Below are 19,183 nucleotides of genomic sequence, written 5' to 3'. Positions count from 1 at the left end.
TCGCCCCGGATCCGGCGTGGGCCGAGGTCCGCCTCGGTGGGGCCGTGAGGGCCGGCCAGAGCGCGCGGTGGTGCTCCGGCTGGCCACTGTAGGTGGCGCTTCAGACCGTCAGGCGCTTGGCGCGGGCGGTGAGGCGTTCCCAGTTGCGGTGGCCGATGTCGGCCTTCTGCTCGTCGGTGAAGGGCGAGTTCTCCAGGAAGGAGCGGGCTTCGCCGTTGCTGGTGTCGACGTAGGGGAAGCCGCCGGGGCGGAAGCCGAAGGTGAAGGGGTAGTCGGTGGAGTACAGCATCCGGTCGGTTCCCATCACTTCGGCGGTCCAGCGCAAGTAACGGGGGCTGTTGGTGCCACTGCCGGCAACCCAGAAGTTCTGCTTGAAGTAGTCCGCCAGGGGCTGCCGCAGATGTCCTGTGTCACCGAGTCGTCCTTGACGCGGTCGCTCTGACCTGCGACGAGGAATCTTGAGTGGCGAAGTGGCCGTGAACCGTGGGTGCCGTCGTTCGGAGATGCGGAGAGCTCTCGCCAGTGGATCTTGCTGGATCGTGAGGATGCTTGGCGAGCACTGATGCGGCGAGTTCGAGGGCGTCGGGGTAGATCGCTGCGTGCGTGTAGGCGTCGAGGTCGGTCGGGACGCCGCGTTGGTGATTGTGGGTCTGCAGTGCGAGGAGCCGGTATCTCCAGTGGTGCGGGACGGTGGCTGGGGAGGCCGGCCAGGATGGGACGGCTTCGACCGCGCTCTGGTGGGCGAGGGTGAGCTGCTGGGGTGTGAAGCGGCGGAGGAGGCGGTTCGCCCGGTGTTGGGCGGTGGTGATCTCGAGGCATATGGAGAGGTCGAGGTGGGGTTCTCCGAGATCGCTGAGCCAGATTCCGTGCCGTGTGCAGACCTTGTGGTGAATCGGGAGGTGGACGGGGACGGGCTGGTGGATGCCGAGGCGGGCAGTGCACCGGTGGCAGGCGGTCGTGGCCCGGACGGGGCTTTCGTCGGTGCCGAAGGCGGGGAGTGCGCGAGCCAGGCCGACGGGAGTGGTGCTGGTGAGGTGAGCGAGTTCGTGCAGGGCGTGGGTGGCTGCGGGGGCGAGCATGTGGTGCTGGGCTCGGTCGTCGATGTTGTTGGTCTTCGTGGAGAACCAGGTGGGCAGTACTGCCAGTACCTCGATGGCGGTGAGGTGGTTGGCCTGGGCGATGCGGGCCAGGTAGGAGTTGAGGGTTTCTCCTGCGATCGGAGGGACTCGCTGTGGCAGCACCGGTGTCCGCTCGTGCCTGCGAGTGAGTGTGCGGGACATCCCGGATGGGGCCCGGGGAGGCTCCTCCTGCGAGTTGGTTTCCTGGCGGTCCGCCGGGACCAGCAGGCGGTGTCGGCGCTTCAGTTCGCGATAGAAGGTTGCTCGGCTTCCCTGGAAGCCGAGGTCGGCTACTTCTTTGAACAGAACGCTGGTCCGCAGGTGCGGATCTTCGGCGAGCCGCTGACGGCAGTAGCTGGCGAGGGGTTCGGCGAGCAGGCTTGGCCGTGGGGCCCGAGTCCCTGGCGTTCTCCGGCCGTTGATGTAGTCGCGGACGGTTTGGTGGCTGTGGCCGATGTGGTCGGCGATGGCCTGCACCGGCCATCCGGCCGCGTGCAGGGTGAGGATCCTCTCGGCTCGTTCTCGGGGCAGCATGGGTATTGATCACGTGGCGGGTGGCCGTGGGGATTGGGAAGTGAAGTCGGCGTCGACGGTGTCGAGGCTCTTCTTGGTGATCTTCTCGGTGCCGTCCAGGACGGCATTGATGGCGGCGCCGCGGATTAGCCAGAGCAGGCTTCCGATCATCCCGTGGGTGCGCTGGTGCAGGTAGCGGTCGAGTCGGGTGAGGGCACCGGGCCGGTGGCGGTGGAGCCTCAGGCTGTCCTCCAGGGCTGCGATCAGCGCGGTCCACTGCTGGTCCTGGCCGAACGGTCCGGTGCGGACCATGCCGAACCGGCCGGCGATCTGTTCTCCGCGAGGGCCGGAGAGCAGTCCGGTGCGTTCCAGGCTGATTCCGGCATAGACGAAGGTGGCCGGGATGCGTTCGGAGAAGTACTTCAGGGTGTCGGAGGCTTCGGCGCCGGCGCGTGTGGCGGTGTTGAGGTTGTGGAGTTCGTCGACCGCGACGAGGGTCACGTGGGCGTCCGTACTGACGCCGCAGACCGCGTCGGCGATGTCGGTGATGTTGCTCCTGGTGGAGATCGGCAGGTCGAAGAACCGAGCGAACTCCATCGCGATCATCTTGGGGGTGGCGGCGGGTGGGACGGTGATGTAGATGACCGGGATGTCGCTGGAGGAGTTCGGGTGACGCCTTCGGTGGATCACCTCGACGGTCTTGCCGAGCTGGGTCAGCGCGGTGGTTTTGCCGGTTCTGGCAGGGCCTGAGACCATCAGGCCGCATCGTCCGTAGTGGGCGTTCTTGTTCATTTGGATCAGGCGGCGGCCCGAGGTGATGACCTGGCGGATCGTGGGAGTCTGGACCACCAGCAACCGTGAGTGGTGGTCGATGCGGTCATCGTCGTAGCAGGCTCGTTTGTCGTCCGCGAGACCCGACCAGATCGCCTCGGGCAGCAGCTCCGGCATTGCGGGTATCTCGGTGGCGAACCCGCGCCAGCCCGGCAGGGTGGTCAGCTGCAGATGCCCGTACCCATCTGTGGGATTCCCACCCTGCCCTGGCTCCTGGCTCACCACCGCTTGTCCGCTTCGGTGAACGGGTCGAAGATCGGCATCGGTATCACCTTGGCGATGTTCTCCTCGGGAGCGTCGTCGGCCTGGCCCGCTTCCCCGTCAGCAACGCGGTCGGCAGGGGGAGCCTCGGGCGCGATTGGGGTGGAGGGCGGACTGGATTTGGTGCGGGCTGCGACGCGCCGGTCCCGGCGGCTGAGCCTGGCCCTGGTGCCTGGGTCACCACGGTCAGCGGATCCCTGATGGGCGCGTCGCAGCAGGTCGGCGACGGCATCGGCGAGTTGCTCCTCACTCGCTCCGGGCAGGGTGCGGCGGGTGTGGTCCCAGGCCAGTTCGCCGAACGGGGCGGCAACGCGGTGCAGTTGTTTCCAGAAAAGGGTGATCCAGCCGCCGTTCCAGTGGTCACGGACCCAGATGCGGGACACGTCGTAGGGGTCGTAGTGGATCTCCCAGAGATCCTTGCGGTCCTTGACGCCTGACCGCTGCTGCCGCAGCGGGTTGAGGGCCTGGTCGTCGTAAGTCCGGTGCTTGATCTTCACGCCGTAGGCGTTGATCGCCCGCCAGGTCGCGGGCAGCAGCTCGATGTAGTCATCAGCCGACAACGCGACCGGGACATAGCCGGCCGTCTCGACGAGAGCGGCGTACTTCTCGTTCGGGCTGAACATCCGCCCGGGGTGAAGGGGATCGCGCAGTCCGTCGTGGGGCCGGCTCTGCCAGACCACGATCCACTCGTCCAGGAGTTCCTGCAGCTCCAGCAAGGGCCAGAGCGGCTGTTGTTCGACGTGCCGGCCGCGGCGTTCGGCGTTGAAGCCGGTGTATCCGGCCAGGAACTGGGCGAACAGAGTTCCGACGGACCCCAGCATCCGCTCGATATGGCCCTTCTCCCAGCCCGAGGCGTCGTGAACTGGCTGGAAGTTGATGCCCAAAAAGTTGCAGGAGGCCCGGAAGTTGCGGGAGATGAACACCTTCCCCTGGTCGACCACGATGGTCTCGGGGACGATGACTGGCCGGGCGGCGGCGTGCTCCATTCGAGCGTCAATGTCCAGCAGCCGCCTGAACGGTAACGCCGAGCGTGACATCGCCAGCGCCTGGGCCCAGCCGGGCCTCATCGGCTCGGGAGTGACGGTGCGGGCCAGCAACACGCTGGCGTCCACGGACTTGGTTGTCGGCCGCAGCACCGCCGCGGTGAGGCTTCTGGTCGCGACATCGATCATGCCGGTCAGGTCCACTCGGGCGGGGACCCCGTCGTCCAGGCGGACCAGCACGTCCAGCGGGGTGGAGTCCATCTGCATGAGCTCGCCCGGTGCCGTCGCACTTCTTTCGCCGAACGGCCCGTGGGGACGGTCCGCCAGCGACCGGCGGGTGCGGGCCGATCCGGTGGTGTGCTTGCCCGCCGACAGTTTCTCCAGCAGCCGGTAGAGACTGCGCTGGGACGGCAGCTCCACCGAGCCCCGGCCGTGATCCTCGTCGAGGATCTGACCGGTCCTCCAGAACAGGTAGGTCGCCGTCCGGGTGGAATCCCGGGCGGCCTCGGCGATCGCCTTCTGCATCGCCTCCACCACCAGCGGGTCCACCCGGCCGTGCGCGCTGACGGGCTTGGCGGACCGGTGGTCGGCCATCCCGACCACTCCGTGGGCCTCATAGCGGCGGCGTCGCTTGGCGATCGCGCTTGGCGTCACCGGCCGCCCCGCAGCAGTCAGTTCCGCTGCCTTGGCCTGCTCGCGGCGGGTCAGCGACACCACTGCCGGGTCGTACTCCGGCTTCGGCCTCGTGCCGGCAGGCGCCTGCGGCGGAACCCCGCGCATCACCTCCACGATGTGCTGTTCCCACCACAACGCCTCCGCCGCCACTGCCTCCGGCAGCCCCTCCAACGGCGTCGCCGGCGGAACCGGTGTCCGCGACGACGCGCGTACCACCTCGAAATCGTCGGCCGCCGACAACTCGATCAGGCCGATATCGGTGACCGCACCATCCGTGTCCGCCAGACGCACGGTCGTGCCGGACACCGCGATCACCGTGTGCAGAACCCCGGCCACTCGCACTCGATCACCGATCGACACCCCCACAGGCCGCCGCGGCCGACGCCCCGCGTTCACGACGAGCCCCCCGCTGAGCCAGCGGCCCTCACCAGTGTGGTGGGGCCCAGTCGCTCATGCGCGAGATCGGCCACCAATTCCTGCCTCCACATCAGATGAAACAGCGCGGGCAACACCGCCAGCCGGTCCCCGACGTCCTCGGCTCCCGTCAGCAACGGCGTCGGTGCTGCGAAGGTCTCCTGTAGCCGGGCTGCGATCTCACGTCTGCCGGCGCAGCGCGGATGCCGATAGCGGGCAAGCCACCGCAGATTTGCCATCAGCGCAGGGTCCGGGACACCGACGTGCCTGAACTCCCAGCCGACCGCCGAACAGGCCCGCTCGGTGGCTGCGAACGCCTCAGCTGTCCGCTCGTCGACCTGGTCCTCGGCACGGACATCGACCACGCGAGCACGGCCGTCGGCGAGCCGTACGAAGTAGTCCGGGGCGTGGCGCCGCTTCTCTTTCCCGTCGTGCCAGTGCAGCCAGAACGGCTGCGAAGCGATCCCCACGACATCCGGATCGAAGTCCAACAGGATCAGCCGGTCCTGTTCCAGCCACGACTCGAACCCCACATGACGTCCAGTCGATGCGGCCCACCACCAGCCTGGGAAATGCCCGAGTCCGCGCGACCAGCGGAACGTCCGTACCGGAGCTGCCTCCTCCCACGCCAGCCCACGGCACTGACCCAACGGAACAACCCGCTCGTGGCCTCCAGTGCCGCCGAACCGGAGCGTGAATCCGCCTCCGGCGGTGTCACGCTCTAGGCGGTTTCGTTTGGATCACCGAGCGGACCAGAGGAAGATGCCCGCGATGTGGAGTCCGGCCAGGTAGATGACCGCTGTCTTCTCGTAGCGGGTGGCGATCCCTCGCCACTGCTTCAGGCGGTTGATGCACCGCTCGACGGTATTGCGCTGCTTGTACGCGTCACGGTCGAAAGCGGGTGGCCTCCCACCGTGTCTGCCGCGACGCAGCCGGTGGCCGCGCTGATCCGCCCGGGTGGGGATCACTGCCCGGATGCCGCGCTGGCGTAGATGCTCGCGGATCGCACGTGAGGAGTACGCCTTGTCGGCCAGGACGACGTCCGGCCTGGTGCGAGGTCGTCCACGTCGGCGGGGAACGCGCAGACGGGCCATGACCTCGCCGAAGGCGGGTGCATCGCCGGCCTGGCCGGCCGTGAGGACGAAGGCCAGGGGCCGGCAGTCGCCGTCGGCCGCGAGGTGGATCTTCGTGGTCAGCCCGCCGCGGGACCGGCCGATGGCGTGGTCGGCCGGTTCTCCAGCCGGGGCCCCCTTTTGCGGGCCCCGGCAGCGTGCTGGTGTGCTCGCACGATCGTGGAGTCCACAGAGACGGCCCAGTTCAGGTCCTCGTCCGCGTCGGCCTGGGCTATGAGAGCGGTGAACACTCGCTCCCAGGTGCCGTCGACGGCCCACATACGCAGCCGGTTGTAGACGCCTCGCCAGTTGCCGTACTTCTCCGGAAGGTGCACCCACTGGGTTCCGGTCTGGAACTTGAAGGCGATCGCGTCGATCACCTCCCGATGGTCCCGCCACCGACCACCGCGCCTCGGCGTCCGGTCCGGGAGCAACGGCTCGATCCGCGCCCACTGCGCGTCAGTCAACGGCACACCCAGACCAACGACCGGCTGATCCAAACGAAACTGCCTAACGCACCCGCAGTGCTCACCCGGTCACCCCGCCCCAATCGAGTAAACCGTAGTGGCAACAAGCCGAGCTTGAGCAAGATTCAGTGACAAAGAGGAAGATCAACTGTCACAGGACAGCAGACCGCCTGCCTCACCGAAGAAGCCGGTGTGGTTGTGGTGTGAGGTCTCAGAAGATCTTGGACGCTTCCGTCCCAAGACATTCGTGACTGTCTCAGGACATGGTTGATAGTTCCAGGAGTTGCTGGACAGGGATCAGGTCTTGGGGGCGTGGATCTTCGCTTTCCAGCGGGTGACCGGGTGCTGGTCTTTGCGGTGGTGGAGCGCCAGCTCAGCCCCGTCGAGGGTGACACGGAAGTGAGTGTCCTCGACGTAGATCGTGACGATCTTCCCCGCGTAGGTGCGCCCGACGCGCAGTCTCTGGCGGGCGACCATCACCACGCCATCGCGCGGAACCTTTCGTTCGACGCTGATCGGCCCGGGGGCGGTCGCCGGAAGTTCGGTGTCGGCGACGCGGGCTCCGTGGAGCTTCCTTCGCGTGTCGGCGGGGAGCGGGGAAGGCAGTGTCTTGGCCAGCAACCCTTCGTGGATGACGTGCAGGAGATGTCCGTCCAGTCGCAGGGTGACCCGCTGTTTGGCGAGTTCTGCCCCGATCTTGATCTTCTGTCCGCCCAGCGTCGTCTTGCCTTCATGGTCGAGGCTGCGGTCGACGTCGACGGCCGCGTAGTCGGGCAGTGCCTTCAGTCCCTCCGCTGCCGCGGTGGCCGGCGGCGGCCCGGCCGGCCGTGCTCCTCGAAGTCGCAGGGTGTGAAGGTCGTCCGCGTCGAGGTTCGACGGAACGGTCTTGACCAGCTGTCCGGCGACGAAGACGTGGACGCTGTACTCGTCCACCCAGACATGTGCCCGTTGGCCACCATGGGCAGCGCCGATCTTGATTCGCTGGACGGACGGCAGGACCGCGAGTTGGCCGCTGGCGGCCACGACGGTGTCGAACTCGAGCGCCCCGGCGGACGGCATGAGAAGCGGTTCCGCAGGATCCGCCGTGGGCGAGGCCGTCTTTGCCGCGGCCTGGCGCGGACGCGGGATGACGGTGGTCGTCTCGGGCTGCGAGGCTGGCCGGAACAGGCTCGCCGGCGTCGCCATCTCCAGCGCCTGGTGCGGTCGGGAGTGGTTGTAGGCGTGCACCCATTCAGTGATGGCGTTCTGCGCGGTGGGCAGGTCCAGGAACGGGCCCGAGGCGTCGAGGAGTTCTCTCCTCAAGGTCAGGTGCCACCGTTCGATCTTCCCTGTTGTCGTCGGTGAGTACGGCTTGGTCAGCTTCGACGTGACGCCGTTCTCCCGGCAGACTCGTTCGAACAGGACTTCCGTCGGGCCGGTCCGGGTGAATCGACCGGTGAACTGCTTGCCGTTGTCGGTCAGGACCTCGGCCGGCACTCCGTAGGTCCGCATCGCCCGCACGAAGGCGTCCGCGACGGCCCGCCCTGAGGGCACGGCCAGGACCTCGGCAACGACGACGAACCGGGAATGGTCGTCGATGCCGGTGAGCATCTTGCATTCACGGCCGTCGGCCAGAAAGATCCCGCCGACCAGGTCGAGCTGCCACAGATGCATCGGGGCCTCGCGCTGCCACCGCTTGTACTTGCGCCGATGCTGCTGTTTCTGACGTCGGACCAGGCCGTTGCGGACCAGCACCCGGTGAACGGTCGCCCGCGAAGGCGGCGAGGGCACGCCAGCGCGAGCGAGCTCGTGGGCGATCCTGCGGGCTCCCCACCGCGGATGGGCCCGGCGCATCTCACAGGCCAGTGCCTCGACCTCGGCCGGCAGTCGCGTCGGGCTCGACCGTGGCCGTCGGGACAGTTCCTTCAGAGCGGCGAAGCCGCCAGCGGCGTGCTTGGCCTTCCACGTATAGATCGACTGCCGCGAGACCCCGTAGCGGACGGCAACCTCGGTGACCGGTGCCCCGTTCAGTACCTCAAGAACCGCCCGGTACCTCTGTTCGACCAGCCAGTCACGATGCCGCTGGTCAACCGCGTCTTTCTCCACGACATCAGAGTCGAGACGACCTCGGTCACTGTCAAGAGTGACTTGATTACACAGCGTCAGGCATGTCCTGAGCCCTCACACGACAGTGTGGTCGAGGTAGAACATCACGACCTCGCCCCAGTGCCCGGCGATCACCTGCAGGTCGGGGAACCGGTCGAAGACCCCCGAGAAGATCATGCGCAGGTACTGGACGCCGAGGTCGTAGTACCAGCCGAGCCCGGCGCCGGCCAGCACGGGGCCCATGGGCTCGGGGAGGTTGGAGTAGTAGGCGTCGATGACGGGCTGGACCGGTGTCTGCGGGTGGAAGTGCAGCGGCACGGCGAGGCGCTCGGCCATCGCGTACAGCTCGTCGTTGTCCGGGTGGTCGGCCAGCTTGTCTCCGGTACGCCCGTACAGCATGGCCCCGGGAAAGCCCAGTTCGACCACCGCGCGCTCCAGCTCGGCCGCGGCCGCAGCCGGCGACTGGGTGGGAATCGCGGCGAACGCCTGGAAGCGAGCGGGCCGGGAAGCAACGATCTCGGCAAGCTGGTCATTGGCCTCGCGCGCCACCGTCACGGCGTCGGCCTCGGGCAGGTCCTGCACGCCCGGAGACGACAGGGACAGCACGGCGACGTCGATGCCCTGGTCGTCCATGTGGGCCAGCCGCTGCTCGCTGACCTCGTGCAGGTTCTTCGCGATCGGGCTGTCCCCGAAGCCACGCGAGAAGATCTGTGGCGATCCGGCCCGCTGGTACGCCTCGTAGACGGCCGGTACGACGACGGTCTCTTCCACCCCGATGATCCGCAAACGGTCGGACATGGCGGTTCTCCTCGTCCTGATGTTTCCAATGAAACTCATAAAACGGCACCACCGATACTATCGATGTCAACGTGAAGCGGATAACGGTGATATCAATGCTGTCCCGAGGGCGCTATCGTTGATCCATGCCTGTTGAACCGACCCTCACTCGGCGCGCCGCGGACCCCGGCACCGCCGCGCGGGAGCAGACGCGTCGCCGGATCATCGGGGCCGCGACCGGCCTGCTGGAGAGCGGGGGTCGCGACGCGGTCACCACCCGGGCGGTCGCCGACGCCGCCGGACTGCAGCCGCCGGCTCTCTACCGGCTGTTCGGCGACAAGAAGGGGCTGCTGGATGCGGTGGCCGAGGACGGCTTCACCCGGTTCCTGGCAGCCAAGCGGCAGATCGAACGCACACCGCAGGACCCGGTCAAGGAACTGCGCGACGGCTGGGACACCGTGGTCGAGTTCGGACTGACCAACCCCGCGCTGTACGCACTGATGTACGGCGAACCCGCCCGGTCCACGACCGTGTTCCGGATCGGCCTCGAACACCTCATGGACCGCATTCGCCGCATCGCCGGCGCGGGGCTCCTGCGCGTGGAAGAGGGACTCGCGGCCCAGATCGTCCACGCCACCGCCAGCGGCGCCGTCCTGACCTGGCAGTCCATCCCCGAGCCTGAGCGAGACCCCGCGCTCCTTGTCGCCCTGCGCGAATCGATGATCACCACCATCACCACCCAGGAACCGGCTGTGGAGGAACCAGGGCCGGGCGGTGCTGCCCGTGCCCTGCACGCGGCGCTGCCCGGCCAGAAGGCCCTCAGCCAGGCCGAACAGCAACTTCTGACGGAATGGCTCCAGCGACTGTCCGCACAACCGGCCCCACGCCCGGCGTCAAGTCCATGATCATCGACTTGGCGGCAACCGCTGTTCCCCAAGGCCGATTCCGCAGCCCCGGTCCAGACGATGGAAGCCCGCGCTCTTGCCGCGCACTGCGGGCCACGATCAAGGGCACCGTATAGATCAGCGTGCTCCCGCCTCGCCCTCGTCATCCTCGTCCAACTCCACCGCGTCCGGGTCGCGTAGCGGGCGCAGAGACCCGGCGGCCGGAGTGGAGGCGGTGAAGCTGTAGCGGCCGAGCAGGTTCAGGTTGCGGTGCTTGAGCGGGGAGAGCCGGGCGATGTCCTCCTCCCGGATCTCGTGTCCCTCGGCCTGGAGCTGCTCGACGGCGGCATCCAGGTAGCGGGTGGTCCAGAGCACGATGGCGTTGAGAACCAGGCCGAGCGCGCCGAGCTGGTCCTCCATGCCGTCGTGGTACGCCTGGTGGATGGTGCCGCGCTTGCCGTGGCACACGTCGCGGGCGAGCTTGTGGTGGGACTCCTGGACGGTGAGCTGCCGGTTCATCTGCCGCCGGTAGCTGTCGTCCACCGGGTTGACCACCCGCAGCAGGTGCTCGGTCTTGGCGATTCGCCCGTACTCCGCGAACGCGGCGTTCAGCAGGGTCGGGCGGCCGTCGCGCCCGAGCATGCGCAGCAGGCAGGTCGTAGGCGCGAACCTGGTTGGCGAGCAGGGAACCGGCGACCTTCAGCAGGTCCGGCCAGTGCGTGATCACCTTGTTCAGGTTGACGCGGTTGCGGGCCAGGTCCTCCACCGCGCCGTACGGCCCGTCTCGACGCCGGGCATTATAGCCCGCCAGAACCGCTGGTCGTCCAGGTCGCGGAATCGCGGGATGAAGTTGTAGCCGAGGATCTTGAACAGCCGAACACCATGTCGGAGTACGAGGCGTTGTCGGTCGCCACCATCTCCGGCTTCACGCCGCCGTCCAGGTTCAGCAGCGCGTCCAGAATGCGCAGGGAGTCGCGCGGGGTGCCGGGGACGACCATCTGCCCGATGCCCGCGACCTGGTCGTTTACTGGCGGCATTGAGCCAGGTGATGCCCCGTTTGAACCCGAAGTACTTCGGCGAAGGCGCCGCGCTGACCGTACGGACGGGGACGACGAACCGCAGCCCGTCCACCGAAGCGAGCAGCCCGTCGCCCCAGAACTTGACGATGGACACGGCGGCCTGGGCGGCGATCAGCCGCGCGTTCGCCGCGGCGATGGTGTCGGCCCGCAGGCAGTACTGGTCGACGTGCACGAGCCGAGCCCGGGTCAGGGCCTCGTAGCCACGGTTCACCACCGGGCCAGGCCGATGTTGCACGCCTCCGAGACCAGCAGCGCGACCACCGAGGTGGACAGGTCCTTCATCCGGGTCGTGCCGTCCCCGAAGTGCACGAAGGCGTCCAGAAAGCCGGTCCAGGCGTTCACCTCGAACAGCAGGTCCGGGGGGAGGCTGTACGCAGCAACGCCTCGGCCGCCTCGTGGGCGGCCGTACCGCCGACCAGCTCACCCCCGGACACGAACCGGCGGGCGTGGTGTGCCGGCTGGGTGGCCTGCTCTGCCTCCAGCTTGCCAACGATGTGGCCCGGCGCGGCGATGACCGCTGCGAAGGAACGGCCCGGCGGTGTCCCCTCCGCTCGACGACATGTAGTCGCCCACCTGGCGGTAGCCGAATGGGACCGCGGGCCCGAGCACAGGGGAAGCGGTCAGGTAGGCGATCGCCGCATCCCGCGCGGCGGTCAGCGGCCAGTCGTGGTCCAGCAGCAGCCGCGCGGAGGTGTCGGGCGACTCAGCGGTGAACTCGGCCTCCCACCGGGCGCAGCCATCAGCGACCGCGGACGGCCGCCCCAGGGCCAGCTCCACATCTGCCACACAGCGGGACTGGAGAAGTCGCCGCCGTCCAGGCGTGACGCTGGCAGCCTGGCGACGTCGGCGACGCGTGCCCCCTGCAGCTCCCGTCAGGCCGCGCGCTGCACAGCCTCGACCGACCGCGCTGCGGTCACACCTCGCGAGCGCGCTGCCAGCCACACCCCGGACTCCAGCTGCCACAGATCTAGTGGCGGCTCCGGCCTGTAGAGGCGATCGCGTTCCCGTGCCGGGGCGTCGACGCAGGCCGTGGCCTGATCCAGGGCGTGGCGCTCCTCCGAGCCGGCCGACCGGCGGCTCGTCGACGTCAGCGTCATCGGCGGCGGTCATCCGTGCGGCCTGCCGCGCGTAGCTGAGCCACGTGTGTCCCTCGGTGCCCTTGAGTGCATGGTTCAGCAGGTCCCGCCGTCCTGCGGCGAAGGCCACCGCCCGCCACAGCGCATCGGCGGCGCCCGGTTCGACGATCGTGCACTTCTTGCAGATCTGGCCGAACACCTCGAGCAACGGGTGCAGCGCCGCCTCTGTGGCGGGTTTGGCGTAGTGGCATTCTCCGAAGTGGTGACCGCGCCTCAGTTCTGAGTGAGGTACGCGGTACTTCCCGCCGCGGCCACCGGTCAGCGCAACCCGTATTGCCGCCAGGCCGTCAAGCGAGACGTCGAGCCCGGCCAGCCCGCTCGACGGATCTCAGGAAGCGAGCCACTCGTCCCTCAGTCCTGCACATGCCCGGCGGAGACCGCCTCGGCGGGGATCCGGCGCGCCCCAGCGCCCTGCAGGCGCACGGTGGCGAGGCTTCCCGGGTGCCGTCGCGGCCTGCGGGGTGTGGTTCTTCCAGTGGGTGATCTTCTTACGCTGGCGGCCGGTGAGCCAGGGTTCGGCCGGGCGTGCCGTGGCCGCCAGTTTGGCGATCAGGTGCTGCTGCTCGCCGGGAAGGAAGTGGCCGCGGCGCCGGTCGAGGACGTCGAGCAGGTCCGCTACCGCCTCGGCGGCCCGTTGCGCCGGCTGCTGTGGAGCCGCTCCCGGTCGGCCGGGGCTGGGGCCGTGACGGGTGGCTGCGGCGCCGGGCTGGTGTGGGCGGCGGGCTGACGCCCACACCGCGTTCCTTGCGTAGCAGCAGGTCGGTGGCGCGGCGTAGCAGTTCGTCTTCTTCGGCGCTTGCGCCGCCGGCCTCGGCGGCCTCGGCGTGGGTGAGGCAGTGGCGCAGTTCGCGCACTGACCGGTCTTGCTCGGCTGCTTGCTGCAGGGCGGCGAACGCCGCCGCGCGGGCGTCGTGCGCCTGCGGAGCGGCCACCGGCCGGGCTGGCGCCGAGGGCCCGGCCAAGGCGGTGCGGGGTGGGACGGGGCCGAGGGGGTGGACGGTGGCGCGCAGGCGCCGTACCTCCTCCGTGGTCGGGGTGGAGAGTCCCCACGGCTTCAGGTGGCACTCGTCGAGGTCGAACCACTGGGTGCCGTCGTGTGTCTGAGTGCCGATCATGACGCGGCGGCTGGTGCCGTTCGTGTCGCAGCGGATGCGTAGCACATAGCCGTCGACGGTCAGCCGGTGCGGATCGTGCGCGACGTGCGGGCCGAGGATCAGCTGCGTGCCGGGCGTGGCCGAGGCCGGTGGGGCGTGCGGATCGAGTAGAACCCGGAGGCATCCGTATCCGCCGGGCTCGAAGAGCACCTCGGCGCCGAGCCGTTCCACGTCCTCAGGGAGGCGGGCGTGCGCGGTGACGGACTGCCCGGCCAGCCAGGCAAGGACCTGCTGCTTGATGTAGAGGTGGTCGGCGCTGGCCACGCCCAACGCGGCCCGGCGGCACGGCCCCCGCCCGGGATGGGGCACATGCGCGAAGTGGCAGACCCGGTCCTGATAGCTCTTGACCGTCAGACGGCCCCCGCGTCCGCCCAACCATCGCCCGCACCAGAAGGTGTCCGCCGTGTGCGCGCGGCGGAAGGCGGCCACCTCGCCAGTCCACATGGGCAGGACGACGGGTATCTCCGACTCCGTATGACCGATCACTGCCGTCTGCACCAGACGCTGGTCCCGCAGCACGCCACCTCCTGGACGGTCAACTCCCCGATCCTCAAGTGTCCTTCACGGGGGAGTGGTTCGGGAGGGAGCACCCTCAAACCGATTGCGCATTCCGTAAAGTTTTGCGACCATCGCAATTATGGATGTGATCGGCGACATCGCAGCCATTCGCACCCCTCTGCCACGACCCGGTGAGGTCACGCCCGAAGAGTGCTTCGACGACGCCCGTGAACAGGCCGAAGCAGCCCGCGCCGAGGACGCGGCTGCCCTTGAGGCCCAGTGCGACGGCCTGGAGGAAGACGCCCTCCTGCTTGCCCTGGGCAACGCCCGCGCCCGCCGTGAAGCCGCAGACCGCGAGATCCGCCACCTGCTCGCCTACGGACGGGAGTTCCACGGCCGCCGCGCCTACGGACTCGACGCCCTCGCCGAAGCCAGCGGTATGTCCATCTCCGGCGTCCGCACCGCCTACACCCCCCACGAGATCGACGCCGTAGCCCGACAGATCGGCCGGGCCCCCGACAGCCGCCGCGCCCGGCCCCCGGCCCGAGCGGACCGCTCATGACCAGCGAGCATCCCAGCCCCCCGCCGCGCTGCACCTGCCGACGCCCGTGGCCTGCCCTGACCACCGTGGTCGAGGGCACCACCTACCCGGTCGTGCCAGCGCCCGCGCACACCCCTGCCTCCGCTCTCTACCTCGCCCACTGCACCGGATGTGGCGCCGCCTACACCAGCCCCTGGAAACGGCACAGCCCCCCGCCCCGCGCCGCCTGACCCTCCCACGCGTACTGCTGCCAGCGAGCCCCAACACCGTGCATCGGAACCACTACACGGGCCGGGCGAACGGCCCCCGGCCCACAAGCCTCCACGCTTCGTCACTCGGCCGCGGGCGGCGTGGGCGTGCACATGCGGCACAGGCGGTAGCGGGCGCCACCGCGCGGACTGACGCGCTCCTTCACCCAGGCGGTGACCTCGCCGGGCTCCATCACACGCATGTGTGTCGCCCACCCGCCGTTGGTGGTGCCCTCGTGCGCGAAGTCGGTCAGAGCGCCCTGCAACCACACACAGTCATCGCCTCCCACGAGAGCGACGGACGGCTCGACCTGACGGCAGGCGATGCGGTGCAGCGTGTGCTTCCCGGCGGCATACGGGTACCGGTCAGGCTCGTCGAACCGGCGCCGCTGCACGACCGACTCGGCACACAGGGCGTTGAACCGCTCCTCAGCCTCGGCACAGACCCGGCACCCGGAAGCACACCGACACCTGTGCAACGCCCTCGACTCGGTCCCACCCGACCGGCCCCACAGGCCCCGGAAGGACGACCGCATCGCTCGGCTCACAGCGCCGCGGCGGCGGGGCCGGGACGAGACGAAGAGCCGCGGCGGCCCGCCGGGCGGCCTCGCCCGCAGCGCGCTGCCCCCGGGACGTACGTCCTCGCTTCGCCGTCGAAAGCCACTCCCTTGAGTCCGCTTGCCAACACCCGAACCGTCAAGGCACCGCAGGACACCACGCCCTATCCGCGCCACAGTGCCCAGCATCGCAGCCAGCAGGAGGGAGATCGCCGGACGACGCACGGCTTGACCCGGTATGACCCGCCATCCCTACCGGGGCGCCGCACCGGTGGCGGACCGGCCAGTGTCGCGTTGGGCGTGTTGCCGGCGCCCGCGACGCGGACGCAGCACCGTTGCAGCGCAACGGCGGGGCATGTGCGAGCGCAGGGGTCGCGCCGCAGCGCAGGCCGGCGTGTGCTGATGCCCTGTCGTCTGGGAGGAATGGGCAGATTGTGAGACGGGCATCTCCCTTCCATGGGGGGCTTTGGAGCACAGCCGCAACGCAAGCGTCGGCGGGGTCGCTGGCTATGGGTGGGCGTTCTGTTCGTCCTGACCGGAGTTGCCGGGGTGTGGACGGTGCGGGCGGCGCGAAGTGCCGGACTCGATACCTCTGGATTGGCTGGGGTTTTGAGCTTCGGCGTGAGCTTTCTGAGCCTGGTGGTCGGGATCGCCGCATTGGCCGTGGCATGGGCGGACTACCAGATAAGCCGCCGGGGGGCGGCAGATAGCGTGCAGCTGGCCAGCATCGCCGATGACCTGGCGTGTGAGGTCGGCAAGGTCTGGCAAAGCGAGGCGAAAGCGCGGCAGCTGGACGTCCCTGGAGCCTTGACCGTCTCGTGGCAACAGGCACCTGCGGATTTGACCGCCCCTTGGGCGGACGTCCGTGCGGCGGCCGTGAACTGGTCTACGGGCCGCGCGCCAAACCCGGATGCGTGGGCTGCTGACCCCACTGGTCTTCGGAGAGCTGGTGCCGAGCGGATCGCGGATGTGTTCTTCAATCGGGTCCCCACACACCGTCTGATTGTCTTGGGGCGTAAGGGGGCGGGGAAGTCGGTGCTGCTCGTCCAGCTGGTGCGAGGGCTCCTCACACTGCGTGGAGAGAACAGCAAGCTGCCTGTCCCGGTTCTGCTCTCCGTGGCGTCCTGGAATCCAGTGGAGGAACGTGACCTGTTTGCCTGGATGGACCGCAGGCTGGCGATCGACTATCCGTTCCTGGGCCTGGCCGCTCCGGCACCGAACGGCTCGATTAGCCGTGCGATGGCCCTGCTCGAAAGTCAGCGGATTCTTCCTGTGCTGGACGGCTTCGATGAAATCAAACAAGGATTTCGGATGGAGACGCTGCGGAGAATCAACGAGCGGTTGGTCGACGGCCAAGGAATCGTTCTTGCTTGCCGTACCGAGGACTACCGGAACGCTGTTGTGAACGAACCGCGCGATGCAGGGGCCCGACCGGTATGGTTGGAGGAGGCCGCTGGTATCGAACTGCAAGATCTCGACGCGGAGACCGTGCGGGCCCGCCTGTGCAAAGGCACCAGTGACGACTTCCTGGCACAGCGTTGGCAGCCGGTCACGGCACAGCTGTCCGACGTGACCCGGCCCGTCACTCTCGCGCTCAGCACTCCCCTCATGGCCTCATTGGCTGCCGAGATCTACACCCCCCGCCCCGGTGAACCCATTTCGAGGGTCCCACTCCCCGTCGATCTCATCATCGACCCGGATACCGGCACACCTCGTACACGCGCCGAGATCGAGAACCAACTTCTCGCTGGCTTTGTACCAGCCGCGTACCGCGCGGGTGCGACTCGGTGGACTGCCGAGGAGGCCGAGCGCGGCCTGCAATTCGTGGCCGATCATCTGAAGAACAACGTGGGTGGCACGACCGACATCGAATGGTGGAAGCTGCATCGAGCCGTGCCGCGTATCGTCCATACCCTGATGATCGGGGTGCCGGTCTGGGTGGCGATCGCAGTAGCCGCACCGATGGCCATCGCTTCATCCGCGTCGCCCTGGCCGGTAGCCATGGTCGGAGTCGTGGCCGCTGGTTGGGTTCTGGGCATCCTTCACGCTTTCCTAGAGCCCAATCCGGAGCCCGCCGCGCGGGTCCGTGTCTCTTGGCTGAGCGTCGCGCTGGTGGTCGGGATCAGCTGTTTCGTGGCCTACAGGGAAGGCGTGGGCAGCGGGATCCTGGCACTTCCCATAAGCATAGTGATCGTTTTCGTGGGGTTCGGCCGGAGGGCGACCCAGGACGCAGTCACGCGCGTAGCCATGGATCCCCTCTCTCTCCTGGAGCGCGACCGCAAGACGGCACGCACCATCATCATGGGCCCCCCGATCCTGAGCATCATCGGCATCGCCGGGCTGCTCACCTTCGCGCTCGTGACGCAGGGACCATCTGCTGACGCCGAGCTGCCTCTGGCGGAAGTGGCCCTGGCCACGTTGGGCCTGATTGGCATGAGTTTCTACGGTGGCCTGGCGGTGGCCTTCCGATATACGGCTTCGCCAGGGCTGACGATCACATGCTGGTACCTGACTCTCCGCCGCAAAACACCCCGCAACCTCATGGGCTTCCTTGTCGACGCCCACCAGCAACACACAGTGCTTCGCCGCGTCGGAGCCGTATACCAGTTCCGGCACCTCGACCTTCAAGGTCACCTAGCTGTTCTGTCCGGGGAGGTTGTGGACAGGTGACCCAGGTCTCGGCTGAGGGATCTTGAATGGGTGAGGGCCTTCCGGGTTCGGTGTGGATTGCGACGTCTACACCGACCGAAAGGCCCTCGTGCCCCACCGTAATGCACCCCTGACCGAGACCGGACGCCTGCGTCTTGCCCGCTGTGTGGTCGAGGACGGCTGGCCGCTTCGACGGGCCGCCGAGCGCTTCCAGGTCTCGCCGACCACAGCCCAGCGGTGGGCCGACCGCTACCGCCGACTGGGCGAAGCCGGCCTGGCGGACCGCTCCAGCCGGCCCCACCACAGCCCCCGCCGCACTCCCACCCGCACCGAGCGACGGATCATCAAGGTCCGTTTGCTGCGCCGGTGGGGACCGGCCCGCATCGCGCACTTCCTGCACCTGGTGCCCTCCACCGTCCACCGCGTCCTCACCCGCTATCACCTGGCCCGCCTGGCCCACCTGGACCGGGCCACGGGCCGCGTGGTGCGGCGCTACGAGCGCGACCGGCCTGGAGAACTGGTCCACGTCGACATCAAGAAGCTGGGCAACATCCCCGACGGCGGCGGACACAAGGTCCACGGCAGAGCCCAGGGCGGTCGCAACAGCTCCGCACACCGCGACCCCGCACGGCCCCGCACCCGTCACGGCCGCCCCAACCTCGGCTACAGCTACCTGCACACAGCCGTCGACGACCACTCCCGCCTGGCCTACAGCGAGATCCACTCGGACGAGAAGAAAGAGACCGCCACCAGTTTCTGGCAGCGGGCCCACGCCTTCTTCGCCCAGGCCGGGATCACCGTCGAGCGGGTGCTGACCGACAACGGCTCCTGCTACCGCTCTCACGACTGGCGCGCTGCCCTGGCCACGGCTGGGATCGTCCACAAGCGCACCCGGCCCTACCGGCCGCAGACCAACGGCAAGGTCGAACGCTTCAACCGCACCCTGTTGGAGGAGTGGGCCTACGCCCGCACTTACCGCTCAGAGCGGGAACGACGCGCGGCCTTCGGCGAATGGCTACACACCTACAATCACCACCGCGGACACACCGCGCTGAAAGGCCAACCACCCGCCAGCCGCGTCCCCAACCTCACAGGGCAATACACCTAGCCGACCGTCAGTAGAGCCAATGCTGTGGCCGCGTAGGTTCAGAGGGTCGGGTCAGGCTACGGCTGCCCTCGCAGCGTCGCTCGGCTGGCAGGG

Annotated in this window: 17 protein-coding genes and 1 pseudogene; 7 read left to right on the top strand and 11 right to left on the bottom strand. The window is 68.5% G+C overall.

What is annotated here, in order from left to right; genetic code table 11:
* Positions 1–100: 100 nt before the first annotated feature.
* Positions 101–289, bottom strand: coding sequence for a hypothetical protein (locus tag LRS74_RS00215; RefSeq protein ID WP_277738999.1), 189 nt, complete (start codon positions 287–289; stop codon positions 101–103).
* A 121-nt stretch (positions 290–410) separates the two neighbouring features.
* Complete coding sequence (locus LRS74_RS00210; protein WP_277738998.1) at positions 411–1,241, bottom strand: TniQ family protein; 831 nt, start codon at positions 1,239–1,241, stop codon at positions 411–413.
* Positions 1,242–1,349: 108 nt separating this feature from the next.
* Here LRS74_RS00210 and LRS74_RS00205 point away from each other — a divergent pair, with 108 nt between their 5' ends.
* Positions 1,350–1,661, top strand: a complete 312-nt coding sequence (locus LRS74_RS00205) for a hypothetical protein (RefSeq protein WP_277738997.1) — start codon at positions 1,350–1,352, stop codon at positions 1,659–1,661.
* On the opposite strand, the gene LRS74_RS00200 is transcribed toward LRS74_RS00205, so the two are convergent.
* The 6 genes from LRS74_RS00200 to LRS74_RS00175 form a co-directional block, all read right to left on the bottom strand.
* The gene (locus LRS74_RS00200; protein ID WP_277738996.1) at positions 1,662–2,684 is read right to left on the bottom strand and encodes a TniB family NTP-binding protein; all 1,023 of its coding nucleotides are present in this window, start codon (positions 2,682–2,684) and stop codon (positions 1,662–1,664) included. It abuts the gene before it with no gap.
* Positions 2,681–4,231 (bottom strand): Mu transposase C-terminal domain-containing protein, encoded by a 1,551-nt coding sequence (locus LRS74_RS00195; protein WP_277744547.1) that lies wholly within the window; start codon positions 4,229–4,231, stop codon positions 2,681–2,683. Before LRS74_RS00195 ends, LRS74_RS00200 begins: the two co-directional genes overlap by 4 nt.
* A gap of 542 nt (positions 4,232–4,773) precedes the next feature.
* On the bottom strand, positions 4,774–5,427 hold the full coding sequence (locus LRS74_RS00190; protein WP_277744546.1) for a TnsA-like heteromeric transposase endonuclease subunit: 654 nt from the start codon (positions 5,425–5,427) through the stop codon (positions 4,774–4,776).
* 108 nt (positions 5,428–5,535) lie between these two features.
* A protein-coding gene (locus LRS74_RS00185; protein ID WP_277738995.1) for an IS5 family transposase occupies positions 5,536–6,407 on the bottom strand; the annotation gives its coding sequence in 2 pieces (ribosomal slippage) (positions 5,536–6,047 and positions 6,047–6,407; 873 coding nt in all).
* Positions 6,408–6,671: 264 nt separating this feature from the next.
* Positions 6,672–8,459, bottom strand: a complete 1,788-nt coding sequence (locus LRS74_RS00180) for an IS481 family transposase (RefSeq protein WP_277738994.1) — start codon at positions 8,457–8,459, stop codon at positions 6,672–6,674.
* 75 nt (positions 8,460–8,534) lie between these two features.
* A complete protein-coding gene (locus tag LRS74_RS00175; protein ID WP_277738993.1) occupies positions 8,535–9,257 on the bottom strand; it encodes an amidohydrolase family protein in 723 nt (240 codons plus the stop codon).
* A 125-nt stretch (positions 9,258–9,382) separates the two neighbouring features.
* Here LRS74_RS00175 and LRS74_RS00170 point away from each other — a divergent pair, with 125 nt between their 5' ends.
* Entirely contained in the window at positions 9,383–10,141 is a 759-nt protein-coding gene (locus tag LRS74_RS00170; RefSeq protein ID WP_277738992.1) for a TetR/AcrR family transcriptional regulator, read from the top strand.
* A gap of 117 nt (positions 10,142–10,258) precedes the next feature.
* Here the strand turns inward: LRS74_RS00170 and LRS74_RS00165 are convergent.
* A pseudogene (locus tag LRS74_RS00165) lies at positions 10,259–11,559 on the bottom strand (transposase); the annotation flags it as partial.
* Positions 11,560–12,366: 807 nt separating this feature from the next.
* On the opposite strand from LRS74_RS00165, the gene LRS74_RS00160 reads away from it, so the two are divergent.
* Entirely contained in the window at positions 12,367–12,558 is a 192-nt protein-coding gene (locus tag LRS74_RS00160; RefSeq protein ID WP_277738991.1) for a hypothetical protein, read from the top strand.
* Positions 12,559–12,823: 265 nt separating this feature from the next.
* Here LRS74_RS00160 and LRS74_RS00155 read toward each other — a convergent pair whose 3' ends face one another.
* Positions 12,824–14,008 (bottom strand): hypothetical protein, encoded by a 1,185-nt coding sequence (locus LRS74_RS00155; protein WP_277738990.1) that lies wholly within the window; start codon positions 14,006–14,008, stop codon positions 12,824–12,826.
* A 118-nt stretch (positions 14,009–14,126) separates the two neighbouring features.
* Between LRS74_RS00155 and LRS74_RS00150 the strand changes: the two genes are divergently transcribed.
* Together LRS74_RS00150 and LRS74_RS00145 are read left to right on the top strand one after the other, a co-directional pair.
* Positions 14,127–14,549 carry a hypothetical protein gene (locus LRS74_RS00150; protein ID WP_277738989.1) on the top strand — a complete coding sequence of 141 codons (423 nt, stop codon included), beginning with the start codon at positions 14,127–14,129 and terminating at the stop codon, positions 14,547–14,549.
* Positions 14,546–14,758: a hypothetical protein gene (locus LRS74_RS00145; RefSeq protein WP_277738988.1), complete on the top strand. Its 213-nt coding sequence runs from the start codon at positions 14,546–14,548 to the stop codon at positions 14,756–14,758. Before LRS74_RS00150 ends, LRS74_RS00145 begins: the two co-directional genes overlap by 4 nt.
* Positions 14,759–14,859: 101 nt before the next feature.
* Here the strand turns inward: LRS74_RS00145 and LRS74_RS00140 are convergent, their stop codons facing one another.
* The gene (locus LRS74_RS00140) at positions 14,860–15,042 is read right to left on the bottom strand and encodes a hypothetical protein (RefSeq protein WP_277738987.1); all 183 of its coding nucleotides are present in this window, start codon (positions 15,040–15,042) and stop codon (positions 14,860–14,862) included.
* Positions 15,043–15,846: 804 nt separating this feature from the next.
* Here LRS74_RS00140 and LRS74_RS00135 point away from each other — a divergent pair.
* Both LRS74_RS00135 and LRS74_RS00130 read left to right on the top strand, forming a co-directional pair.
* Positions 15,847–18,003 (top strand): NACHT domain-containing protein, encoded by a 2,157-nt coding sequence (locus LRS74_RS00135; RefSeq protein WP_277738986.1) that lies wholly within the window; start codon positions 15,847–15,849, stop codon positions 18,001–18,003.
* Between the two features lie 88 nt (positions 18,004–18,091).
* Entirely contained in the window at positions 18,092–19,090 is a 999-nt protein-coding gene (locus LRS74_RS00130) for an IS481 family transposase (protein WP_277738985.1), read from the top strand.
* Positions 19,091–19,183 lie beyond the last annotated feature (93 nt).

Source organism: Streptomyces sp. LX-29 (assembly GCF_029541745.1).
GTDB lineage: Bacteria > Actinomycetota > Actinomycetes > Streptomycetales > Streptomycetaceae > Streptomyces.
Note: the sequence above shows the minus strand (reverse complement) of the source record. Positions and strands in the feature narration are given on the sequence as shown.

Coding starts and splice junctions, on each gene's coding strand:
- LRS74_RS00215 (WP_277738999.1), bottom strand. CDS start 289: ATGCTGTACTCCACCGACTACCCCTTCACCTTCGGCTTCCGCCCCGGC.
- LRS74_RS00195 (WP_277744547.1), bottom strand. CDS start 4,231: ATGCAGAAGGCGATCGCCGAGGCCGCCCGGGATTCCACCCGGACGGCG.
- LRS74_RS00175 (WP_277738993.1), bottom strand. CDS start 9,257: ATGTCCGACCGTTTGCGGATCATCGGGGTGGAAGAGACCGTCGTCGTA.
- LRS74_RS00170 (WP_277738992.1), top strand. CDS start 9,383: ATGCCTGTTGAACCGACCCTCACTCGGCGCGCCGCGGACCCCGGCACC.
- LRS74_RS00160 (WP_277738991.1), top strand. CDS start 12,367: ATGGTTCAGCAGGTCCCGCCGTCCTGCGGCGAAGGCCACCGCCCGCCA.
- LRS74_RS00150 (WP_277738989.1), top strand. CDS start 14,127: ATGGATGTGATCGGCGACATCGCAGCCATTCGCACCCCTCTGCCACGA.
- LRS74_RS00145 (WP_277738988.1), top strand. CDS start 14,546: ATGACCAGCGAGCATCCCAGCCCCCCGCCGCGCTGCACCTGCCGACGC.